Here is a 20064-nt window from a genome sequence, read left to right on the forward strand (position 1 = left end):
GGGGCCGTGTCGTGTTTATTTGCGGTTAAGCATCACCGGCAACTGCGCCACCAACTTCACATTATTCAACGGCGCCCGAATAAACCCGCGCTGCGTCCCGTCCGGCCCGATCACCGCCAGGTTGCCACTATGATCGACCGTGTAATTCGGCTTGCTGGTGTCCGCCGGAATGAACGGAATACTCACCGCATTGGCCAGTTTCTGAATGTCTTCGACCGAAGACGCGGTCAGCCCTATGAACTGCGGATCGAAGTAGCCCAGGTACTGCTTGAGCTGCTTGGGCGTGTCGCGGTTCGGGTCGACGCTGACCAGCACGATCTGCAGCTTGTCCACCGCCTCGGGTGGCAGCTCGCTTTTGATCTGGCGCAGCTGGGCGAGGGTGGTCGGGCAGATGTCCGGGCAGAAGGTGTAGCCGAAGAACAGCAGCGACCATTTGCCTTTCAACTCGTTGACCGTGACCGGCTTGCCGTCCTGATCGGTCATCGTCACATCCGGCAGGTTGCGGCTCTGCGGCAGCAGGATGATGCCGGCGTCGATCAACGCGGTCGGATCGCCCTGGCCTTTTCCGGACAGGACTTTGTTGATGGTCAGGCCCAGGACCAGCGCGATCAGGGCGACGAGGATGAAGACGGTTTTCTGGGTTCGAGTCATAGGTTCAACAGTAAGTAGTGGTCTACGAGCAGCGCGATAAACAGCAGGAACAAGTAGTAGATAGAGTACTTGAAGGTGTTGATCGCCGCGTGCGGCCGAGTGCCACGGTACAGCACCACGGCCCATTGCAGAAACCTCGCGCCCAGGCCCAGTGCGCAAATCAGGTAGAGGATGCCGCTCATGTGGATCACATACGGCATCAGGCTCACGGCCAGCAGCGCAAAGGTGTAAAGCAGGATGTGAACCTTGGTGTAGTGCTCGCCATGGGTCACCGGCAGCATCGGAATGTCGGCCTTGGCGTATTCCTCTTTGCGGTGAATGGCCAGGGCCCAGAAGTGCGGCGGAGTCCAGGCGAAGATGATCAGCACCAGCAACAGGGGTTCGGCGCTGACGTGACCGGTGGCGGCGGTCCAGCCGAGCAGTGGCGGGGCGGCGCCGGCCAGTCCGCCGATGACGATGTTCTGCGGCGTCGCGCGTTTCAGGAAACCTGTGTAGACCACCGCGTAGCCGAGCAGCGAGGCAAGAGTCAGCCACGCGGTCAATGGGTTAGTGAAGGCCAGCAACAAGGCTTGGCCGAGCAGTGCCAGCACGAGGGCGAAGGTCAGCGCGGCGGCAGGTGTTACCCGGCCCTCGGCCAGCGGTCGTTTATGCGTGCGCGCCATGACCGCGTCTATCCGCCGGTCCACCACATGATTGACCGCCGCCGCGCCGCTGGCGCACAAGGCGATTCCCAGGTTGCCGAACACCAGCACCGTCCATGGCACCCCGGCGCGTGTCGCGAGGAACATGCCGACCAGCGAGGTGATCAGCATCAGCACCACCACTTTCGGCTTGGTCAGCTCCAGATAGTCGCGCCAGATGGCCTGGCTGTGACGTTCGCCGATCAGAGTCGCCATGGCATCTCTCCTTTTATTGTTATGGGCCCGGCCGAATGTTTACGCGGGCTGAAGCGCCAGCGTGCAGGGGTTTGCTGCTTGACCCGAACCAGACTGGTTCGCGCGTGATAATTGACCAGCACCATCGTCAGCAAGAGTGCTGCGCCGCCGGCGTTGTGGGCGACAGCCACGGGCAGTGGCAAATGAAACAGCACGTTGCTGATGCCGAGGGTGATTTGTGCGGCGAGGGCGATCAGCACCAGCCCGGCCAGGCGCGTCATGCCGACCACCTTCAGTTGCCAGGCCAGGCCGAGCAACGCCAGGGTCACCAGCAGGGCACCGATACGGTGAGTCAGGTGAATCGCGGTGCGGGCATCGCTGTCCAGTTGCCCGCCGAGGTAATTCGGGCCGATGTGCTGGGTCAGGTGAAAGCCGTTGGCGAAGTCGGCAGGCGGCAGCCATTGCCCGTGGCAAGTGGGAAAGTCGATGCAGGCCACCGCCGCGTAGTTGGAACTGACCCAACCGCCAAGAGCGATCTGCCCGATGACCAGCAGCAACCCGGCGGTCGCCCAGTGCTGTAATCGACGCGGTACCGTCAGTGCTGGCAATACGCCGGACAGGCGCAAGGTCAGGAGAAACAACAGGCTCAAGGTCGCGAAGCCGCCGAGCAAATGCCCGGTCACCACTTGCGGCCAGAGCTTGAGCGTCACCGTCCACATACCGAATGCCGCCTGGGCGATTACCACGGCCAACAGAAACAGCGGCAACTTCACCGGTTGTCCCGGCTGGCGCCGATGCACCCAGGCACGGCCGGCCAAGACCGAGATCAACAGCCCGAGAGTGCCGGCGAAGTAGCGATGGACCATCTCGTTCCAGCCCTTGTGGGCTTCGACGGGCGCATCGGGAAAGTGCAGCTCGGCATGGGCCAGTTGGGCTTCGCTGTTCGGCACGCTGATAAATCCGTAGCACCCCGGCCAGTCCGGGCAGCCGAGGCCGGCGTGGGTCAGGCGGGTGTAGGCGCCGAGCAACACCACAATCAGTGCCAGCAAGGTGGCAAACAGCGCGAGGCGAAATCCAGGTTTGGCCATGACGATGCCCTTATCCGATGTTCGACAGTTTCAGCAAATGGCGCAGGTCGTTGAGCAGGTCCTTGCCTTTGACCGACGGGTCGTAGCGCAGCACCAGATTGCCGTGAGGGTCGATGATCCACAGCTGCGGCACGGTTGCGTCCCCGGTCGTCTTGCTGAAGGTCGTCAGCTCCATGGGGTAACGTTGCAGTTGGGGGTACTCGCGCGTCAGCCTGGCGTCGTAATCGCTGTTCAGCGGTTGCGCCGCGGCCAGGGCGTGACTGGCGCGCCCGGCATCACGGCCGAGGCCGATCTGGACTTGCCGCGCCAGGTACACCAGCTGCTGGCAATCGACCGAACACTCCTTGGGGGCGGTGACCAGCAACTGCCAACGGTCCTCCTGCGCTTGCACACCAATGTCCGCGCGGGTCTGGCCGTTGCCGATCAATTCGCCGTGATAACTGCGGCCTTCCGGCACCCAGAACTGAAATTTGTACATGCCGGTGGCAAGGATCATCGGGCCGATCACCCCCAGCAGGATCAGCAATAACTGTACGCGACCCTTGCGCCGACTCGCCGGGGTTTTCGCCTCAGACATGTTGGGTGGATTCATGGCCGCTCCCATGGTGTTTCTCCTTTGCGTTGTGCCAGCCGAGATAAAGGTAAAGGCCGAACAGGGCGATCGACATCGCGAACCACTGCACGGCATAAGCCAGGTGTTTTTCCGGGCCCATGGCCACCACCGGCCAATCGGCCTGGTAAGTCGCGGGGCCGCTTTCTGCGCGTAGTTCGTAGGCGAAGCCGTCACGGTCCAGCGTGGTCCAGAGCCTGGCCGGTTCGACGGCGGTCACCAGCTGTGGCCAGGTCGTGGTGTTCGGGTCGGCGTGCAGTTGAAAAGTGGCGCCGGGGGAGACGTAGACCCAGGCGTCGAGACTCAATGCCTCTTTGGGTGTGGTGAATTGCGGCGGGGTGCGTCGGTCCGGCCATGGCAGCCAGCCGCGATTGACCAGCAACCACAGTCCGCTCGCCTGATCCTGAAAGGGTTGCAGCAGCTCGACGCCGACCTTGCCGTCGCGCTGGCGGTTATCCAGCAGCAGGCTGTGCGCGGCATCGAACTGGCCGTGCAAGCGAACGCGGCGGAACGCCGGATCCTCAGTGCGTTGCAATTCAGTACTGGCCATCGGTTCGGCGACCCGGCGTTCGGCATAGTTTTGCAGCAGCGCGCTTTTCTCCGCGCCCCGGCTCAACTGCCAGAACCCGAGTGAAACCAGCAGGGGCAGCAACAGCGCGACCACCAGGGTCGGCACGATGCCCGGCCGGAAGCGCTTCATGGCATCGCCAGAAAGTCATGCGTCGCGATAGCTATACTCAAGTGCATCGCCTTACCCCCGGAGTTCCACCATGCTCAAAGCAGCCATCGTCCTGATGCTGATTGCCACGGTTGTCAGCCTGTTCAGCGGCCTGTTTTTTCTGGTCAAGGACGACAGCAGCTCGAACCGCCTCGTCATTGCCTTGAGTGTCCGTGTCGCTCTGGCCGCCATCACCGTCGGCTTGATTGCCTGGGGTTTCTTCAGCGGCCAGCTGGTGTCCCACGTTCCGTGGTAGCTGTAGGAGCAAGCTCGCTCCTACAACACATAGACGAAAACGAACAGCCCGATCCACACCACGTCCACGAAGTGCCAGTACCAACTCGCGGCTTCAAACCCGAACTGGTGCTCGTTATCGAAGTGCCCACGCATGATGCGCATCAGCATCACAAACAGGATGATGGTGCCGATGGTCACGTGGGCGCCGTGGAAGCCAGTGAGCATGAAGAACGTCGCGCCATAGATGCCCGAACCCAGGGTCAGGCCCAGTTCGTGGTAGGCATGCATGTACTCTTCGGCCTGAAAGCCGAGGAACGCGCAGCCCAGCAGCACGGTGATCGCCAGCCAGATTTTCAACGCGCCGCGATGACCCTTTTTCAAGGCGTGGTGGGCGATGGTCACGGTGACGCTGGAACTCACCAGCAACACGGTGTTGAGCAGTGGCAGGCCCCAGGGGCTGATGACTTCCTTGGGTGGCGGAAAGAGTTTCGAATCCGGGTTATTCAGTAATGGCCAGATGAACTCGAAGTTCGGCCAAAGCATATGAGCGATGCCTTTGGGGCCTTCACCGCCCAGTGCCGGACCGGAGACATGACGCACATAAAACAGCGCACCGAAGAAAGCGATGAAGAACATCACCTCCGAGAAGATGAACCAGCTCATGCCCCAGCGAAACGAGCGATCCATCTGCGCGCTGTACAGCCCTTGGCGACTTTCCTTGATCACTGTCCCGAACCAGCCGAACAACATGTAGGCCAGCAACAGGCCGCCGACGAAAAAGATCAGTGGACCGTGGGAATCCGGCCGCGCCGCTTTCAGATCGTTGAACCAGGTGGCCAGGCCGAACACAGTGGTGAGCATGCCGAAGGTGGCAATGATCGGCCACTTGCTCTGGGCCGGTACGTAATAATGTTCATGAGTTGCCATTTATTGTTCTCCTTATCGGGCACGCTCAGCCGCCAGTATTTACAGCCACCGGTGGATGTCGGGCGGTGATATCGAACAGCGTGTAGGACAGCGTCAGGTGCTTCACATCCTTGGGCATGTCACGGTCAACGATGAAACGTACCGGCATCTCGATCCGTTGACCGGGCTGCAGCACTTGCTGGGTAAAGCAGAAACATTCGGTCTTGTGAAAGTACGCCGCAGCTGCACTGGGCGCGATGCTCGGCACCGCCTGGGCACTCATCGGGCGATCGGTCGGGTTGTGGGCAATGAAAATCATCTCGTTCACCGCCCCCGGGTTGGCCGTCAATTCATCGCTCTTCGGATAGAAATCCCACGACATGTCGGCGGAGTTGGTCGACAGAAACTGCACGCGCACTTGCCGCGAGGTGTCGACCGTTTGTTCACCCTCATACTGCCCGGCAGTCTTGCCGTTGATGCCGAACGCCTGGCACATCACGTCGTAGATCGGCACCAGGGCAAAGCCGAAGACAAACATCGTCACCACCACCAACAGCAGGCGCGTGACCAACTTCTTCGTCGAAATCGAGTCAGCCATGATTTTTAACCCTTACGCATAACCCTGTAGGAGCTGGCTTGCCAGCGAAAGCGGTATGTCTGACACACTGGGTTGAATCCTTCGCTGGCAAGCCAGCTCCTACAGGATCGAGGCATTTCATTTCACTTCCGGCGGCGTGGTGAAGGTGTGATACGGCGCCGGTGACGGAATGCTCCATTCCAGGCCTTCGGCCCCATCCCACGGTTTGGCCGGTGCCGGCGGGCCGCCGCGAATGGTCTTGATCACGATAAACAGGAAGAAGATCTGCGTAGTGCCGAACATGAACGCGCCGATCGACGACACCATGTTGAAGTCGGCGAACTGCAGGTTGTAGTCGGGAATCCGCCGCGGCATTCCCGCCAGCCCCACGAAGTGCATCGGGAAGAAAGCCATGTTCATGCCGATGAACGACAGCCAGAAATGCAGTTTGCCGAGGGTTTCGTCGTACATGTGGCCGGTCCATTTCGGCAGCCAGTAGTAGGCTGAGGCGAAGATCCCGAAGATCGCCCCCGGCACCAGCACGTAGTGGAAGTGCGCGACCACGAAGTAGGTGTCCTGGTACTGGAAGTCTGCCGGGGCGATGGCCAGCATCAGGCCGGAGAAGCCACCGATGGAAAACAGGATCACAAACGCCACCGCGAACAGCATCGGCGTCTCGAAGGTCAGCGAGCCTTGCCACATGGTGCTGGCCCAGTTGAACACCTTGACCCCGGTGGGCACTGCGATCAGCAGCGTGGCGTACATGAAGAACAGCTCGCCTACCAGCGGAATGCCGACCACGAACATGTGGTGCGCCCAGACGATGAACGACAGGAACGCAATACTGGCGGTGGCGTAGACCATCGAGGTGTAGCCGAACAGCGGCTTGCGCGAAAAGGTCGGGATGATCGAGCTGACGGCACCGAAGGCCGGCAGGATCATGATGTATACCTCGGGGTGGCCGAAGAACCAGAACACGTGCTGGAACAGCACCGGATCACCGCCACCGGCGGCACTGAAGAAGCTGGTACCGAAGTGGATGTCCATCAGCATCATGGTCACGCACCCGGCCAGCACCGGCATCACTGCAATCAGCAGGAAGGCGGTGATCAGCCAGGTCCAGACGAACAGCGGCATTTTCATCAATGTCATGCCGGGGGCGCGCAGGTTGAGGATGGTGGCGATCACGTTGATCGCACCCATGATCGAACTAATCCCCATCAAGTGGATGGCAAAGATGAAGAAGGTCACGCTTTCCGGCGCGTAGGTCGTCGATAGGGGGGCATAGAAGGTCCAGCCGAAGTTGGGTCCGCCGCCGGGGGTGAACAGGGTCGATACCAGCAGGATGAACGCCGCCGGCAGCAGCCAGAAGCTGAAGTTGTTCATCCGCGGCAGCGCCATGTCCGGCGCGCCGATCATCAACGGGATCATCCAGTTGGCGAGGCCGACGAACGCCGGCATCACCGCACCGAACACCATCACCAGTCCATGCATGGTGGTCATCTGGTTGAAGAATTCCGGTTGGACGATTTGCAGCCCCGGCTGAAACAGTTCGGCGCGGATTACCATCGCGAACGAACCGCCGAGCAAGAACATGGAGAACGCAAACCACAGGTACAGCGTGCCGATATCCTTGTGGTTGGTGGTCAGCACCCAGCGCATCAGGCCTTTGGCGGGGCCGTGGGCATGGTCGGTGGCATGACCGTGGTCATCGATAACGGCGCTCATGGCCTGTCTCCTGCAAACAGATGGGCTGGGCAGGCCGGGGCGCGATGCCCCGACCGGTTCCTGGGATGCGCAATAGACCGGGTCATTTGCTTTCCGCCTGTTTCAGCTCCAGTACTTCTTTTGGCGTGACCATGTCGCCCTTGTTGTTGCCCCAGGCGTTACGTTCATAGGTCACGACCGCCGCGATATCGACTTCCGAGAGCTGCTTGCCGAACGCCGCCATGGCGGTGCCGGGCTTGCCGTGGAAGACAATGCTCAGGTGATCCTTGATCGGGCCGGTGGCGATTTTCGAGCCTTTGAGTGCCGGGAACATGGGTGGCAGGCCCTGGCCTTCGGCCTGGTGACAGGCCACGCACGTGGTGTGATAGACCTTGTCGCCGCGCTCCTTGAGCTCGTCGAGGGTCCAATCCTTGCTGGTCAGCTCTTTGAGCTGCGCGGCCTCAGCCTTGCGTTCGCCCAGCCATTTTTCGTAGTCGGCCTTTTCCTTGACCTCGACCACGATTGGCATGAAGCCATGGTCCTTGCCGCACAGCTCCGCGCACTGGCCGCGGTAGAGGCCGGGCTTCTCGACCCGGGTCCAGGCTTCGTTGACGAACCCCGGAATCGCATCGCGCTTGACCGCGAAGGCCGGCACCCACCAGGAGTGAATGACGTCGGCAGACGTCACCAGGAAGCGCACCTTGGCGCCGATCGGCAGCACCAGTGGCTTGTCGACCTCAAGCAGGTAGTGCTCGCCCTTGGCTTCCTTGTTGTGGATCTGATCGGCGGGCGTGGCCAGGTTGCTGAAGAACTCGACGTCTTGGCCCAGGTACTTGTAATGCCACTTCCACTGATAGCCCGTGACCTGGATATCGATATCCGGCTCGGTGGCGTCGTACATCTTGATCAGGGTTGCGGTCGCCGGGATCGCCATCGCCACCAATATCAGGAAGGGCACGATGGTCCAGAGGATTTCGACGGTGGTGCTTTCATGAAATTTTGCGGCCACCTGCCCGGTCGAGCGGCGGTGGAGAATCATCGACCAGAACATGGCGCCGAAGACGATGATGCCGATCACTACACAAATCCAGAAAATGGTCATGTGCAGGTCAAATACTGCGTGACTGATTTCAGTCGCTCCAGGCGCCATATTTACAGTCCATGCGGCGTGTGCCGGACTGAAAATCGACCACAACAGGAGGCCCATCCAGACATGTGGATGTCGCATCATTGCGGGTTCCCCTTATCGTTCTTTTTATCCCGCCGGCTTTCACCTGCGGCAAGGGAGCGGCTTTTTCAGACTACGAACTTGAATCGCCAAGCCTTGCTGCGCGTGCAGTCGGGCGTCATCAGCTAACTCCATTCCCACCCGAGTATAGACAGCGACTGGCACCTCGCAACGTGGCGGCGTAAATCGTGTGAAACAGCTGGGACTTGCGTTCCAGGGTACGAATGGAGAAGGATGCAGACCAGTGGTCACCATTCGATATAACGGAGATGTCTCAAGGATGGAACACTTATGAAGAATGCGTCTTAGCATTGTTCATAAGGCAGCTAAGTTATGTCTTCCCTATTTCATTGCCTTTGTTTCCTGGAGTTTTCATGAACACCGCCGCATTGCGCGAGCAGATCCAAAAAGCCCAACAACATGAAGCCGAAACCGGCCTGCTGACGCGTCAGCTGGAAACCCAACTGCCACACCTTCACTCCGCCATCCAATTGCCGGAGGTCGACGCCAACGGCGTGATGACGCGTTTTGTGGCCGCGTATATCGAACAAGTACCGGACCTGCTGGATGCAGCCAATGAAGTCGCCAGGGAAGCGGGCATCGAATCACAGATCAAGCCGGTGCTGAAAATCGCCGAGCAGTTCTTCCTCCAGCCCCCGGCGATCATGGCCGGTCACGTCGGTCTGGATAGCCTGCTGGACGAAGCCTATCTGGCACACCGTCTGGTCGAAGAGGTCAATGACCTGTACATCAAGCATTTTGGCCAGCCACTGATCCCATTGGACATGACTGTGGCCAACCTGATTGCGCATCATCTGATCGGTGAGGCATTCGCTAATCAACTGGATGAGGCGGTACATCACGCCGTCGACGAGATGCTCAACGAAGAGAGTTTCGCGCTGGAATCGGTGGAAGCCTACCGCGAGAAACTCAACAGCCCGGACACCGGTGCTGCGTGGAAACGCTGGCCATGCCTGTCGCGCCAACTGGGCGTGGGCCTGGAGCTGGATCAACCGGCAGCCTGACGCAATATCTTCATGCCCCTGTAGGAGCGAGCTTGCTCGCGATGGTCGTTAACGATAACGCGTTTTTTACTGGATAAACGCGGCGCTCTTGAATCCATCGCGAGCAAGCTCGCTCCTACAAAGGGCGATTTATGTAGCTGAGCCTACACCGGACGTAGTGCGCAACCGTCCCTCCAGCCTGCGCTTCAACCCCCGCGCCTCAATCAGCAGTTTCGAGCCCTTGGCCGCATTGGCCCGTCCCCATTCCTCAAGCAACTCCAGACACGAGTGATCGATGTAGCTCAGGTTATTGAGCGGCACATGCACCGTTGCACCCGCGGGAATGGTCCCCAGCACTTGTGTCAGCGCCGGCACCTTGAGAAAGGTGGCTGCACCGGTCAATCGCAATTCCATTTCGCCGTCCCTTGGCAGGTCGACCAGGCTGATTTTCAGGCGTGATGCCTTCCAGGCAAGCTTGGCCAGGGTCAGGCCGAAGCCGATCAGCACGCCGGTCAGCAAGTCAGTGAAGATGATTGCCAAGGCAGTCGCCGCATAAGTGAACATCGGCATCCGGCCATAACGGCCCAGACCGCGGAAAGCCTTGAGGTCGACCAGTTTGAAGCCGGTATAAACCAGAACCCCCGCCAGACTCGCCACCGGAATGCTTTGCAGCACGCTCGACAGCAGCAGCACGAAGGCCAGCAACCACAGGCCATGGAATATCGCTGAAAAACGCGTGGTGGCGCCGGCCTGAACGTTGGCCGAACTGCGCACGATCACACCGGTCATTGGCAGCGCCCCGAGCAGACCGCAGAGCATGTTGCCGACACCCTGTGCTGATAATTCCCGGTCGAAGTCCGAACGTTGTCCACTGTGCATGCGGTCCACAGCAGCGGCCGACAGCAGGGTTTCGGCGCTGGCGATGAAGGCCACCGCAAATGCCGCGACCAGCAGCGTGGGATCCGCCAGGTTGAGCAGGTCCGCGGGTTTCAACCAGTCGATGGCTTCTGCAAGGTTGGCCGGGACTTCAACGCGTTTGACCTGCAGTGCCAGTACCAGGCTGGCTACTGTCGCAAGGCCGACACCGAGCAAGGCACCGGGAACGAAGCGCAGGGAGTGCGGGCGGAATTTTTCCCACAGGTACATCACGGCAATAGTCGCCAGGCCGAGTACCCCCGCCTGCCATCCAAACGATGGCAACGCCTGGGCCACAGCGGCCGGAAAGGCTGCCAGGTTATCCAGCCCGGAAGGCTTGGGCACGGCGTCGAGCATCACATGCACCTGTGAGAGCACGATCAACACGCCAATCCCGGCGAGCATGCCGTAGACCACCGCCGGCGCCGTCACCCGAAACCAGCAACCCAGTTTCAACCGCCCGGCCACCAATTGCAGAAAGCCTGCCAGCAGTAGAATCGGCCCGAGCATGGCGATTCCATGCTGGCGCACCAGTTCGAACACCAGAACGGCCAAACCTGCCGCCGGACCGCTGACTTGCAATGGCGAACCGGCGAGCCAGCCCACCACCAGCCCACCGATGATGCCGGTGATCAAGCCTTTGGCGGGCGGTAGCCCCGAAGCAATGGCGATACCCATGCACAAAGGTAAAGCGACAAGAAACACGACCACCGAAGCCAACAGCTCCCGTGGCAGAACAGTTTTTAGTTGCGCTGCACGCATGGTGATTCTCCTGAAGTTTTTTTCAGGCATGGCAAAGCCAGGCTGCTCGGTCGGCAACCTCGGCTAAACCATACTTAGGAGGATTTAGAAGCGCGCTTTGGGCGTCGCCACGGGAATTGGATGGCTGCCATCTAGCGGCAGGAAACAACCCTGATCGGCGTCGTAAGCCTTGATTTCACTGGTTTCGATGCTGTAGACCCAGCCATGGATAAACAGCTGGCCGTTGGCCATGCGCGAGGCCACCGACGGATGAGTGCGCAGATGCTGCAACTGAGCGATCACATTCTCCTCGGTGAGGATCTGCATGCTTTCGTTTTCGTCAGCGCAATGACAGTTTTCCTGGACCATGGTTTTCGCCACTTCGGCGTGGAGCAACCAGGCTTTGACCGTCGGCATTTTTTCCAGGCTTTGCGGGTTGAGTACCGCACGCATGGCGCCGCAGTCGGAGTGTCCGCAAATGATGATGTGCTGCACGCCGAGGGCCAGTACCGCGTATTCGATCGCAGTGGAAACACCGCCGTTCATTTGCCCGTACGGTGGAACCACATTGCCGACGTTGCGGGTCACGAACAGATCGCCAGGGGCGCTTTGGGTGATCAGCTCGGGAACGATGCGCGAATCGGCGCAGGCAATGAACATCGCCCTGGGGCTCTGGGCCGTGGCGAGTTTCTTGAACAGTTCTTCCTGCTGTGGAAAAATTTCGTGATGAAAATGCAAAAAGCCGTCAACGATATGCTGCAGCGCTGCATCGGCGGTTTCCGCCTCCAGTGGGGCTGAAGCCGACGCAGCCAACGGCTGTTTATCCTTGTCACTCATGATTCATCCTCTTTGGCGGAGTCAGTCAGGGAATTTTCCCGTTTTATCCGATGTGAAGCCAGTGGCTGTTTAAAAAACATCCAGGTCGAAGCGCCCGACCCGTCAGTCACTCGATGAACAAGGTAGCTGCCGAAACTTAATTGAAACTGAATGAAACGCTCTAGTACCTGTGTTCCAGGTCACACAAAACGTGACCAGACTCAATATGATGCCTGTTTCGTTCTACTCAACCATAGATCAATTACCCTCAAATCAATGACATCTGACGCCCCGGCGGACAGAAGGCTGTGCAGTCCAGATTAAAACCTTCCCGACGATTGAGCCCCAGGCGTTTGATGGTTTTGGCAAAGCGTTGCGCCAGCAGGTCGGCAAATGGACCTTCGCCGCGCATCCGGCTGCCAAACCGGCTGTCGTAGAGCTCACCGCCACGACTCTGGCGGATCAGGCTCAATACATGGGCCGCACGCTGAGGATAATGGGCCGCCAGCCATTCTTCGAACAGCGGCGCCACTTCCAGGGGCAGGCGCAGCATCATGTAGGCCGCACTTTGTGCGCCAGCGCCATGGGCTTCGGTGAGCAGGCTTTCGAGTTCGCTGTCGTTGATCATTGGAATCATCGGCGAGCACAGCACCCCCACCGGGATTCCCGCTTCACGCATCACCCTGATCGCTCGCAATCGGGCCTTGGGCGCAGCCGCGCGGGGTTCGAGGATGCGCTTGAGCTCGTCGTCCAGGGTGGTCAGGCTGATCATGACGGCCACCAGCCTTTGCTCAGCGAGTTCGGCCAGCAGGTCCAGATCGCGCAGGATCAGCGAGCCTTTGGTAATGATGGTCACCGGATGGCGGTAACGCAGCAGTACCTCAAGGGTTTTGCGAGTGATCTTGTGTTCACGCTCGATGGGCTGGTAAGGATCGGTGTTGGAGCCCAGGTTGATCGGCGCGCATTGATAGCCGCGCCTGGAGAGTTGCTCCTCCAACACCTGCGCGGCGTTGGTCTTGGCGATCAGCTTGGTTTCGAAATCCAGCCCAGGCGACAGGTCCCAATAGGCATGGCTGGGCCGTGCGTAACAATAAATGCAGCTATAATCTGTGACTCGTACCGATACCGAAGGAGAGCCCTGATGACTGGCGTTTACAGCTACATGAGATGGTCTACAGATCGTCAGGGCGAGAAATCCACAGAGGAGCGCCAGCGTGCAGCTCAGGAGGCGTTCTGCCGACATTACGGCTTGGTTTTGGTGGAAGAGGTCACGGACGCGGGCATGACCAGCTTTCGCGGTAAAAACGTTCATGAGGGCGAGTTGGGCAAGGTGATCCTCCGTGCCGAGTCTGGTGATATTCCCAAGGGGTCCATCCTCCTGTTCGAGAACATCGACCGGATGAGCCGGATGGGATTGTCCGATGCACTGACCTTGTTCCTTCGAATTCGTGAGGTCGGCTTGCAAGTTGGTATCGCCGACAAGCTTCAGCTCATCTCCCCCGGACCCCTCGACCTTGGCAATCTCCTAGGTGTGATCGTAGAGATGCAGAGGGCAAACGCTGAATCCGTTCGCAAGAGTGATTTCAGCCGGGACGGATGGAAGGCAAACCACACACGGATGGAAGCGGGAGAGGTTGTTACGGACAAGGTGGCGAACTGGCTCAAGGTTGAACGTGAGGGCGATGAACGCAAGATCGTAGTAATCGAGACTATCGCCAAACAGATTCGAGCGCTGTTCACCCTAGCACTGCAATACGGACTGTCTGAGACGTGCAGGAGAGTGAACGAGCAATTCGGCTCCAGCTGGAAGATTCACCAGTTGCAATACCTCCTGAAGAATCGTCGCTTGATCGGTGAACACACAATCACCAACTTCAGCGAAGCAGCTGGCAAGAATATGCCCACCGATAGGGTGCTCACCGACTATTACCCGCTTGTCGTAGACAAGAATCTATTCGCCGAGGTGCAGGCAGTCATTAGCCAGCGGAAACCATTCGCCGGGAGGCAGGATGCTTCCAACTTGAACATCTATCGCGGCCTGGTGAAGTGCAAGGCTTGCGGCGGGAGTGTCCGTTTCCAGTTCAAGAGTGGGAAGGAATACTTCATGTGTACCAACAGCATGACCAACAGTTGCACAGTGCCAGGAATCCGAAGTATCCGGGGCGAGCATCTTCGCCGCCTACTGTTCAAGTTCGAGCACTGGACCAATCTAAAGAGCTACTTCATGGCAGGATCAGAAGACCTGAAGACACTTCGCCGGGAACGTGACGCTCTCCAGGCATTGATAACTAAGATCACTACGCGGACAGAACAGACGCAACAGCGCCTCATGGACGAAGACGACGAAGACAAACAGGAGGTGTTCATTGCCATGCTCACGAAGGCCAAGAAGGATGACCGGGAGGCTAGAACGAAGCTAGCAGCAGCTGACACGCAACTGGCAGAGCTGGAGGATGCCTTCTCTATAGCAGGGCTGGACGTTGGTGGGCGTGTGGATTGGATGCTCAACGATAGGAGCGAGCCCGCCGCGCTCGAGCGAGCCAGGATCAACCGCTACCTGACCAGCATCTTTGCAAAGCTGGTGATCGACTTCGACGCCAGGACCCTCACGACAGTGGTCAAGGACGCGCTCAAGGGCAAGGTGACGGAGTTACAAGCCAGCATCACCAGTCCGCCAGACAGACGCTTCACGGCACGTACCGGCCCCGTGAGGATTGCAGGAAAGAGTCGGCGTGTGCCGGGTGCGGCGGGCGAAGTGTTCACGCCGGACGAACTCGACTCATTCAAGTGCGTGCAGTGGAAAGCACCTATACCGCTGTTGTCGCCCGTGGTGAAGAAGCCCTTGCCTTGATTTGCCAATAACCTCTCCGAAACGTCTATGAAACCTATGCACAACCTATGGTTTTTGAACTGTTGCGGAGAGTGATGAATCGTGAGATGCCCGGTTTCTGGGGCCATAGCTTGACCGGGGCTTGATTGCGATACTGTTTTGAGTTTGCCGCACTACTAATGCATAATTTCGCCAAATTGAGTACAAGATAGGCGGCCCTCGGTCTCGACATAAGCCAATGCTGGCGCCGCTTCAAGTGTCCATTGGTCTGCTACTTGCGTTGTTCGATCAACCAGCAAGTATAGGAGGAGGACTCCGAGTGAGTGTGTTCATCTGTAGAGGGAGATCAGTGTGTGAGTGAAACCAGTGAAGAGAAGACCAAGAGAAAGTATCTGGCAGTATTCCGTTCCTACCAATGGTCATATCAGCATTCAATCTTCTACGATGATCCTGAACAAAGTCATGCCTTGCTTGATGACATGGTGAAATTCAAACAGGTACTCCGTAGACGGTGCCCTGACCAGCCATTCCTTGTCCGTATCCAAGCTCTCAAGTCGGGTTCAAGATCACACCAAGCCTACCTGACCATCTTCACGACCAAGAAAGTCGAAGGTCTGCGAGAGTTGGCGAACAAAGTCTTCCCCGCGACCATGAACGTCTTGGGCAAGACGCTCTCCGTCGAGAAGCACGATTCGATCGCAAGGGCCATCGAGAAACAGAAGCCGCAAGACTTGTCCAAAGTTCTCGACAAGGCTGGGATCAATCGGTGGTCTGTCCTCAATAGGTCACAACTCCACCCGCTGCCACCTGCTGGCGCCTAGATAGGACAATTGCACAAATGGGCTTTTTCTCGTTTTTCAAGCCAAGCCGTCCTCCTTCAGCTGACCTACCAAATTCTGAGGCAGTTCAAGCGTCTTCGACTACCGATGAGCTAACAGCGCGACAGGTTTTCACTGATCCGACTCTTCTTGCATCGTGGATCAATGAGCACTACCTCGAGAGCATGCCGCTATCACAGGACTATGACCTTCTGCCGAACGCAGAAGCGCGTGCAGACCTGGAGATCAGCGTCGCTCAACGTGATAAATGCCTGCGAGAGTATTCAGTTTTGCGGATATCAGGCGCTTCCTTGTTCGTGAAGCAACACTACGAGGACGCATTCTGGCTACAGTTCACAGATCAAATTTCTGTGTACTTGTTGAAGCATATCCAAACGGCAAATTTTGAAACCAGTACGGCTGCTGTTCGAGAGGCTATTGAGCAGTATGTTCTGGCTGGAGACGCGCAAGACCCGGAACTCATTTCTACGAGCTACCTGCAGCGCGTGTACGACGACAACCCAAACTATATACGGATGAAGGTTGGTGGTTTAGGGATGCTTGCCAACGACGCAATTCTCTCGTCATACGATGTTTTGCGAGATGCCTATTGCAACGTCATGCACGGCATGTCCTACGAAGCACTCAAATCAATAGATGATGCAAACCAGCAAGCCGAAGGGAGGAGTGAGCAGTAGCTCAGTCAGCTTGTATGAGCTGAACACGCTCATCGTAGGTGAGTCAGGTGCCTTCAACTCTTTATGTATTCAATTGGGTATAGCCTGCTGACCACTGGTCAGATGAATACAGTTACGTGGCTTCCACGGTTGTTTTTAGTGCGTTTGAAGCACAGAATGACAATCTCTAGACCCAGATGAATACAGTAGGCCCCAAATGGATATCGGCTATGTGCGAGTCAGCTCAGTTGACCAGAACGAAGTAAGGCAGCTCGACGGCGTAACGCTCGACAAGGTTTACACGGACAAGTGCTCAGGCAAGGACACAGACCGTCCCCAGCTCCGGGCGCTGCTAGATGTAGTCCGTACCGGTGACACCGTTGTTGTGCACAGCATCGATAGGCTGGCCCGTAGTCTGTCAGACCTCTTGAACCTGGTGCAGTCGTTGAACGAGCAGGGTGTCTCGGTGAGGTTCTGCAAAGAGAACTTGCACTTCACTGGTGCAGACGACAAATACCAGAACCTGATGCTTCAGATGATGGGTGCTGTGGCAGAGTTCGAACGCTCGATGATCCGTGAACGCCAGAAGGAAGGCATCGCCCAAGCGAAGCTTGACGGGAAGTATAAGGGTGGTGTGAAGACCACAGACGCCGATGCAATCCGCGCTCATGTTGCCAATGGTTCATCCTACCGGGACACCGCAAAGAGTCTTGGTGTGAGCCTGTCCACTGTTCAACGGGCCATGAAAACCGCCTGACCAATATCGCAAGACCCATATGCCCGCCTTGAGCGGGCTTTGTCGTTCTTTAGAGCCAGATCGCATAGGATGATAAGTGTAATGCTCCGTCAGAGCTTCTGTATGGCCTAAGGGGCGACGCTCTCTGCTATAGGTATACACTGGTAGCAGGTAGAGGCTTGTGCGGCCTTAGAAAGCCTCTGAGAGAGTTCTGGGTGGTGGCGCAGGTTATTCGAGAATCATTCACGTTTTGGTGAAGGCCACTTCTTTGCTCGCTTGATTGATCCGGTGTCGGGCTGGAAATCTCGCCGATTCACAAGGTGCAGAAAAAAATACGGGGAAATGGTGGTCTGCCAGATACTCGCCTCAGGTTATTTTCCTGGGTCAGCTACTGGAATCACCCAACGGTGCAAAGCTCCTGGCGGCGGGGATTTGAAATCCTGGAAAACTCGCCCTTCATTTGTTGCAAGGGAAAGCTGACCTGAACGCTTCAATTGAGAGCAGGGCCCCACTTTTATGCAGTGAGGCAGGATGCTCAGACATGTATCGGGTAACAATCCTTACTGCCTGCGTGTACTGGATGCCATTCACCGGGAAGCATGCCCTTGCCTCTTTAGGGAGGTCGTAATAGAGGTTAGTCATGGTATTCATAACGGCTGCAACCGTGCCGAAACAGAATCCAGCGTTAAAATCGGGGGCGGAGTTAGGTGCAATCTCCATCGACCTAAGACTGGCTTGGCATTGAGTCAAAAGCTCGTTCCCATCAGCCATGGCGGCACTACCACTTACCATCAACCCAATCAGTGCAGCCGCTCCAATCCATGCCTTCATGCTGAAATCCTTTTGAATGAGCGGGCATGTTACCGGGTGCAGTGGCTGGCTGCCATCACCGGGTTCAAGCTAGCGAGACAAGCAAGCTCATATGCACGGATCGCACAGGGGCATGTGATTTTTATACTCCAGTGGAATAGCGTCGTATGATATAGAAGAGAGCAGCCCCACCGATGGGAGTCTAGCTTTTACGTGGCAAGCGGAGCTTGCGGGTAGTTCCCGTTGAAGAAGATCAGCGTTGAGGTTCCCTCATACATACCGCCCCAATAGAAAAGCCCTTTGCCTTGAACGTGTGACAGTCGTCAGCTCACGCTGACAAGTGATCCCCTGAATGCGAGCGCATTCGTCTGTGCACTCTCCCAGCTCAAGAGCCAGGAGCGGATTTGTGAAATCTAGGTATTGGTTCGAGGTACACCCTGGACGGTGAGGGTGATGCTCCTGGGAAGCTTGTTTTCAGTATCTGTACTAATTACATAACATGCTCAACCGTGCTCGCACCCGCGATAGGGATTGATCGAGCGATCGAAGGGCAAATCCGGCGAGTTGTTACGGGTGATGATGGTTTTCGCCGTCTCGATCCGCACCTCCGTGCCTTGGGTCATCGGCGCTTCCTGATACCAGCCGTCATCTTCGGCCACCGAACGGCTCGGGGCGAAGCGGTTGTGCGGGTTGGTGGCGGTGCCGCGACCGCGCGGGGGAAGAGGGATGGACATGAAAACGCCTCTATACTGTTTTTATATACAGTATAGAGGCGCTGTTGATCTGGCTAGTGCCGCTGGGCAGTCAGTTCTTTTGGGTCGCTTGCCCCAGGTCGTCGCCCGACGTGGTCTTCATATCATTCGAGCGCAGGTCCGCCACTTCGCTCGCCTTGACCGGTGAGCCACCGTTGCCCCAGCTGCTGCGGATGAAACTGACCACGTCCGCCACTTCCTGATCCGACAAGCGCCAGGCGAACCCGGGCATCGTAAAGGTCGAGGGTGCGCCATGGGTTGCAGGCACCGTGTCGCCCTTGAGCACGATGTGAATCAGCGACGTGGCATCGTCCGACTGCAATACCGGGTTGCCCGCCAACGCCGGGAATACGCGGGTGTAGCCATGGCCATCGGTACGATGGCAGGCCGCGCAGTTGTCGATGTACACCGCCGCGCCAGGCTTGCTGTCGTCACCGTTCCACAGCGCCTGGGCGACCTGCTTGTCGTACTGATGCGGCTGATCGTCAGGGTCTTTTGCCGGCAAGGACTTGAGATAGCGGGCTATCGCGGTCAGATCGTTATCGGTCATGTACTGCATGCTGTGCGTCACCACATCACTCATGCCGCCAAACACCGCGCTGCGATCGCTGCGACCGGTCTTGAGGAACTGCACCAGTTGCTCTTCGCTCCAACTGCCGAGACCGTCTTTGTGATCGCCCCGCAGACTTTTCGCGATCCAGCCTTCAAGGGGCGCGCTGCCTGCAAGAAACGCGCTGCCTTGCCCGGCATCCAGGGCTTTTTCCTGCATGGTCAGGGCACGCGGCGTATGGCACGCGCCGCAATGTCCGAGGCCTTCCACCAGATACGCCCCGCGACTGACCACGGCATCTGCGCCAGGGGTGGCGTTATGCTCCTCGACGGCCGGGGCAAACATCCAGCGCCAGCCGGCAAGCGGCCAGCGCATGCTCAAGGGCCAGGGGATGTCGCTGTCCTTGTTTTCCTGGGCCACGGGCACCACGCCTTTCATGAAATAGGCGTACAACGCCTGCATGTCGGTTTCGCTGACGCGTGCGTAGGACGGATACGGCATGGCCGGGTACAGCGTACTGCCGTTTTTGACGACGCCATGGCGGACTGCTTTATCGAAGTCCTCGAAGCTATAGTCACCGAGTCCGGTTTTATCCGGGGTGATATTGGTGGAATAGATCGTCCCGATCGGTGTTTCCATCGGCAGGCCGCCGGCGAAGGGTTTGCCGTCCTTGGCGGTGTGGCAGGCCACGCAGTCGCCGGCACGGGCAAGGTACTCGCCCTGCTTGATCAGGTTTTGATCAGCGTCTGCAGCGTTGATCGAGCCGCAAACGAGCAGCGCCAGCGTAGCGATAACTACTGATTTCATGGTCATCGCTC

The 20064-nt window shown here is 58.1% G+C and carries 19 protein-coding genes and 2 pseudogenes; 6 read left to right on the forward strand and 15 right to left on the reverse strand.

The window, feature by feature from the left end; all coding sequences use genetic code 11:
• Positions 1-15 precede the first annotated feature (15 nt).
• The 5 genes from ELQ88_RS02980 to ELQ88_RS03000 are packed head-to-tail and all read right to left on the reverse strand — an operon-like array spanning position 16 to position 3924.
• Complete coding sequence (locus ELQ88_RS02980; protein ID WP_064675256.1) at positions 16-651, reverse strand: SCO family protein; 636 nt, start codon at positions 649-651, stop codon at positions 16-18.
• A complete protein-coding gene (gene cyoE, locus ELQ88_RS02985; protein ID WP_138963545.1) occupies positions 648-1547 on the reverse strand; it encodes a heme o synthase in 900 nt (299 codons plus the stop codon). The genes ELQ88_RS02980 and cyoE overlap by 4 nt, the downstream gene beginning before the upstream one ends.
• Complete coding sequence (locus ELQ88_RS02990) at positions 1535-2614, reverse strand: COX15/CtaA family protein (protein WP_128874665.1); 1080 nt, start codon at positions 2612-2614, stop codon at positions 1535-1537. The genes cyoE and ELQ88_RS02990 overlap by 13 nt, the downstream gene beginning before the upstream one ends.
• 10 nt (positions 2615-2624) lie before the next feature.
• Complete coding sequence (locus ELQ88_RS02995; RefSeq protein ID WP_138963547.1) at positions 2625-3218, reverse strand: hypothetical protein; 594 nt, start codon at positions 3216-3218, stop codon at positions 2625-2627.
• Entirely contained in the window at positions 3184-3924 is a 741-nt protein-coding gene (locus tag ELQ88_RS03000) for an SURF1 family protein (protein WP_138963549.1), read from the reverse strand. The genes ELQ88_RS02995 and ELQ88_RS03000 overlap by 35 nt, the downstream gene beginning before the upstream one ends.
• A 70-nt stretch (positions 3925-3994) precedes the next feature.
• Between ELQ88_RS03000 and ELQ88_RS03005 the strand changes: the two genes are divergently transcribed.
• The gene (locus tag ELQ88_RS03005) at positions 3995-4198 is read left to right on the forward strand and encodes a twin transmembrane helix small protein (protein ID WP_008152470.1); all 204 of its coding nucleotides are present in this window, start codon (positions 3995-3997) and stop codon (positions 4196-4198) included.
• A 20-nt stretch (positions 4199-4218) separates the two neighbouring features.
• On the opposite strand, the gene ELQ88_RS03010 is transcribed toward ELQ88_RS03005, so the two are convergent.
• The 4 genes from ELQ88_RS03010 to coxB all read right to left on the reverse strand — a co-directional run bounded on the left by ELQ88_RS03010 (position 4219) and on the right by coxB (position 8600).
• Positions 4219-5106: a cytochrome c oxidase subunit 3 gene (locus ELQ88_RS03010; RefSeq protein ID WP_138963551.1), complete on the reverse strand. Its 888-nt coding sequence runs from the start codon at positions 5104-5106 to the stop codon at positions 4219-4221.
• Between the two features lie 25 nt (positions 5107-5131).
• Complete coding sequence (locus ELQ88_RS03015; RefSeq protein ID WP_128874669.1) at positions 5132-5683, reverse strand: cytochrome c oxidase assembly protein; 552 nt, start codon at positions 5681-5683, stop codon at positions 5132-5134.
• Positions 5684-5800: 117 nt separating this feature from the next.
• Entirely contained in the window at positions 5801-7390 is a 1590-nt protein-coding gene (ctaD, locus tag ELQ88_RS03020) for a cytochrome c oxidase subunit I (protein WP_138963553.1), read from the reverse strand.
• Between the two features lie 82 nt (positions 7391-7472).
• Positions 7473-8600 carry a cytochrome c oxidase subunit II gene (gene coxB, locus ELQ88_RS03025; protein ID WP_138963555.1) on the reverse strand — a complete coding sequence of 376 codons (1128 nt, stop codon included), beginning with the start codon at positions 8598-8600 and terminating at the stop codon, positions 7473-7475.
• A 371-nt stretch (positions 8601-8971) separates the two neighbouring features.
• Here coxB and ELQ88_RS03030 point away from each other — a divergent pair, with 371 nt between their 5' ends.
• A complete protein-coding gene (locus ELQ88_RS03030; protein WP_128874672.1) occupies positions 8972-9622 on the forward strand; it encodes a hypothetical protein in 651 nt (216 codons plus the stop codon).
• Positions 9623-9751: 129 nt separating this feature from the next.
• Here the strand turns inward: ELQ88_RS03030 and ELQ88_RS03035 are convergent, their stop codons facing one another.
• The 3 genes and pseudogenes from ELQ88_RS03035 to ELQ88_RS03045 all read right to left on the reverse strand — a co-directional run.
• Positions 9752-11278, reverse strand: a complete 1527-nt coding sequence (locus ELQ88_RS03035) for a SulP family inorganic anion transporter (RefSeq protein ID WP_128874673.1) — start codon at positions 11276-11278, stop codon at positions 9752-9754.
• Between the two features lie 84 nt (positions 11279-11362).
• Positions 11363-12094, reverse strand: coding sequence for a carbonic anhydrase (locus tag ELQ88_RS03040; protein WP_138963557.1), 732 nt, complete (start codon positions 12092-12094; stop codon positions 11363-11365).
• 247 nt (positions 12095-12341) lie between these two features.
• A pseudogene (locus ELQ88_RS03045) lies at positions 12342-13181 on the reverse strand (PA0069 family radical SAM protein); the annotation flags it as partial.
• 33 nt (positions 13182-13214) lie between these two features.
• Here ELQ88_RS03045 and ELQ88_RS03050 point away from each other — a divergent pair.
• The 4 genes from ELQ88_RS03050 to ELQ88_RS03065 all read left to right on the forward strand — a co-directional run bounded on the left by ELQ88_RS03050 (position 13215) and on the right by ELQ88_RS03065 (position 17155).
• A complete protein-coding gene (locus tag ELQ88_RS03050; protein ID WP_161599947.1) occupies positions 13215-14924 on the forward strand; it encodes a recombinase family protein in 1710 nt (569 codons plus the stop codon).
• A gap of 332 nt (positions 14925-15256) precedes the next feature.
• Positions 15257-15724 (forward strand): hypothetical protein, encoded by a 468-nt coding sequence (locus tag ELQ88_RS03055; protein WP_138963561.1) that lies wholly within the window; start codon positions 15257-15259, stop codon positions 15722-15724.
• Between the two features lie 17 nt (positions 15725-15741).
• A complete protein-coding gene (locus ELQ88_RS03060; RefSeq protein WP_138963563.1) occupies positions 15742-16419 on the forward strand; it encodes a hypothetical protein in 678 nt (225 codons plus the stop codon).
• A 196-nt stretch (positions 16420-16615) separates the two neighbouring features.
• Positions 16616-17155 carry a recombinase family protein gene (locus tag ELQ88_RS03065; protein ID WP_138963565.1) on the forward strand — a complete coding sequence of 180 codons (540 nt, stop codon included), beginning with the start codon at positions 16616-16618 and terminating at the stop codon, positions 17153-17155.
• Between the two features lie 435 nt (positions 17156-17590).
• Here the strand turns inward: ELQ88_RS03065 and ELQ88_RS03070 are convergent, their stop codons facing one another.
• The 3 genes and pseudogenes from ELQ88_RS03070 to ELQ88_RS03080 form a co-directional block, all read right to left on the reverse strand.
• Entirely contained in the window at positions 17591-17965 is a 375-nt protein-coding gene (locus ELQ88_RS03070; RefSeq protein WP_138963567.1) for a Rap1a/Tai family immunity protein, read from the reverse strand.
• Positions 17966-18450: 485 nt separating this feature from the next.
• Positions 18451-18678: pseudogene (locus ELQ88_RS03075) on the reverse strand (radical SAM protein); the annotation flags it as partial.
• 70 nt (positions 18679-18748) lie between these two features.
• Positions 18749-20053, reverse strand: a complete 1305-nt coding sequence (locus ELQ88_RS03080; RefSeq protein WP_138963569.1) for a cytochrome c — start codon at positions 20051-20053, stop codon at positions 18749-18751.
• Positions 20054-20064: the final 11 nt, after the last annotated feature.

The sequence above is a fragment of the Pseudomonas sp. MPC6 genome (assembly GCF_006094435.1).
GTDB lineage: Bacteria > Pseudomonadota > Gammaproteobacteria > Pseudomonadales > Pseudomonadaceae > Aquipseudomonas.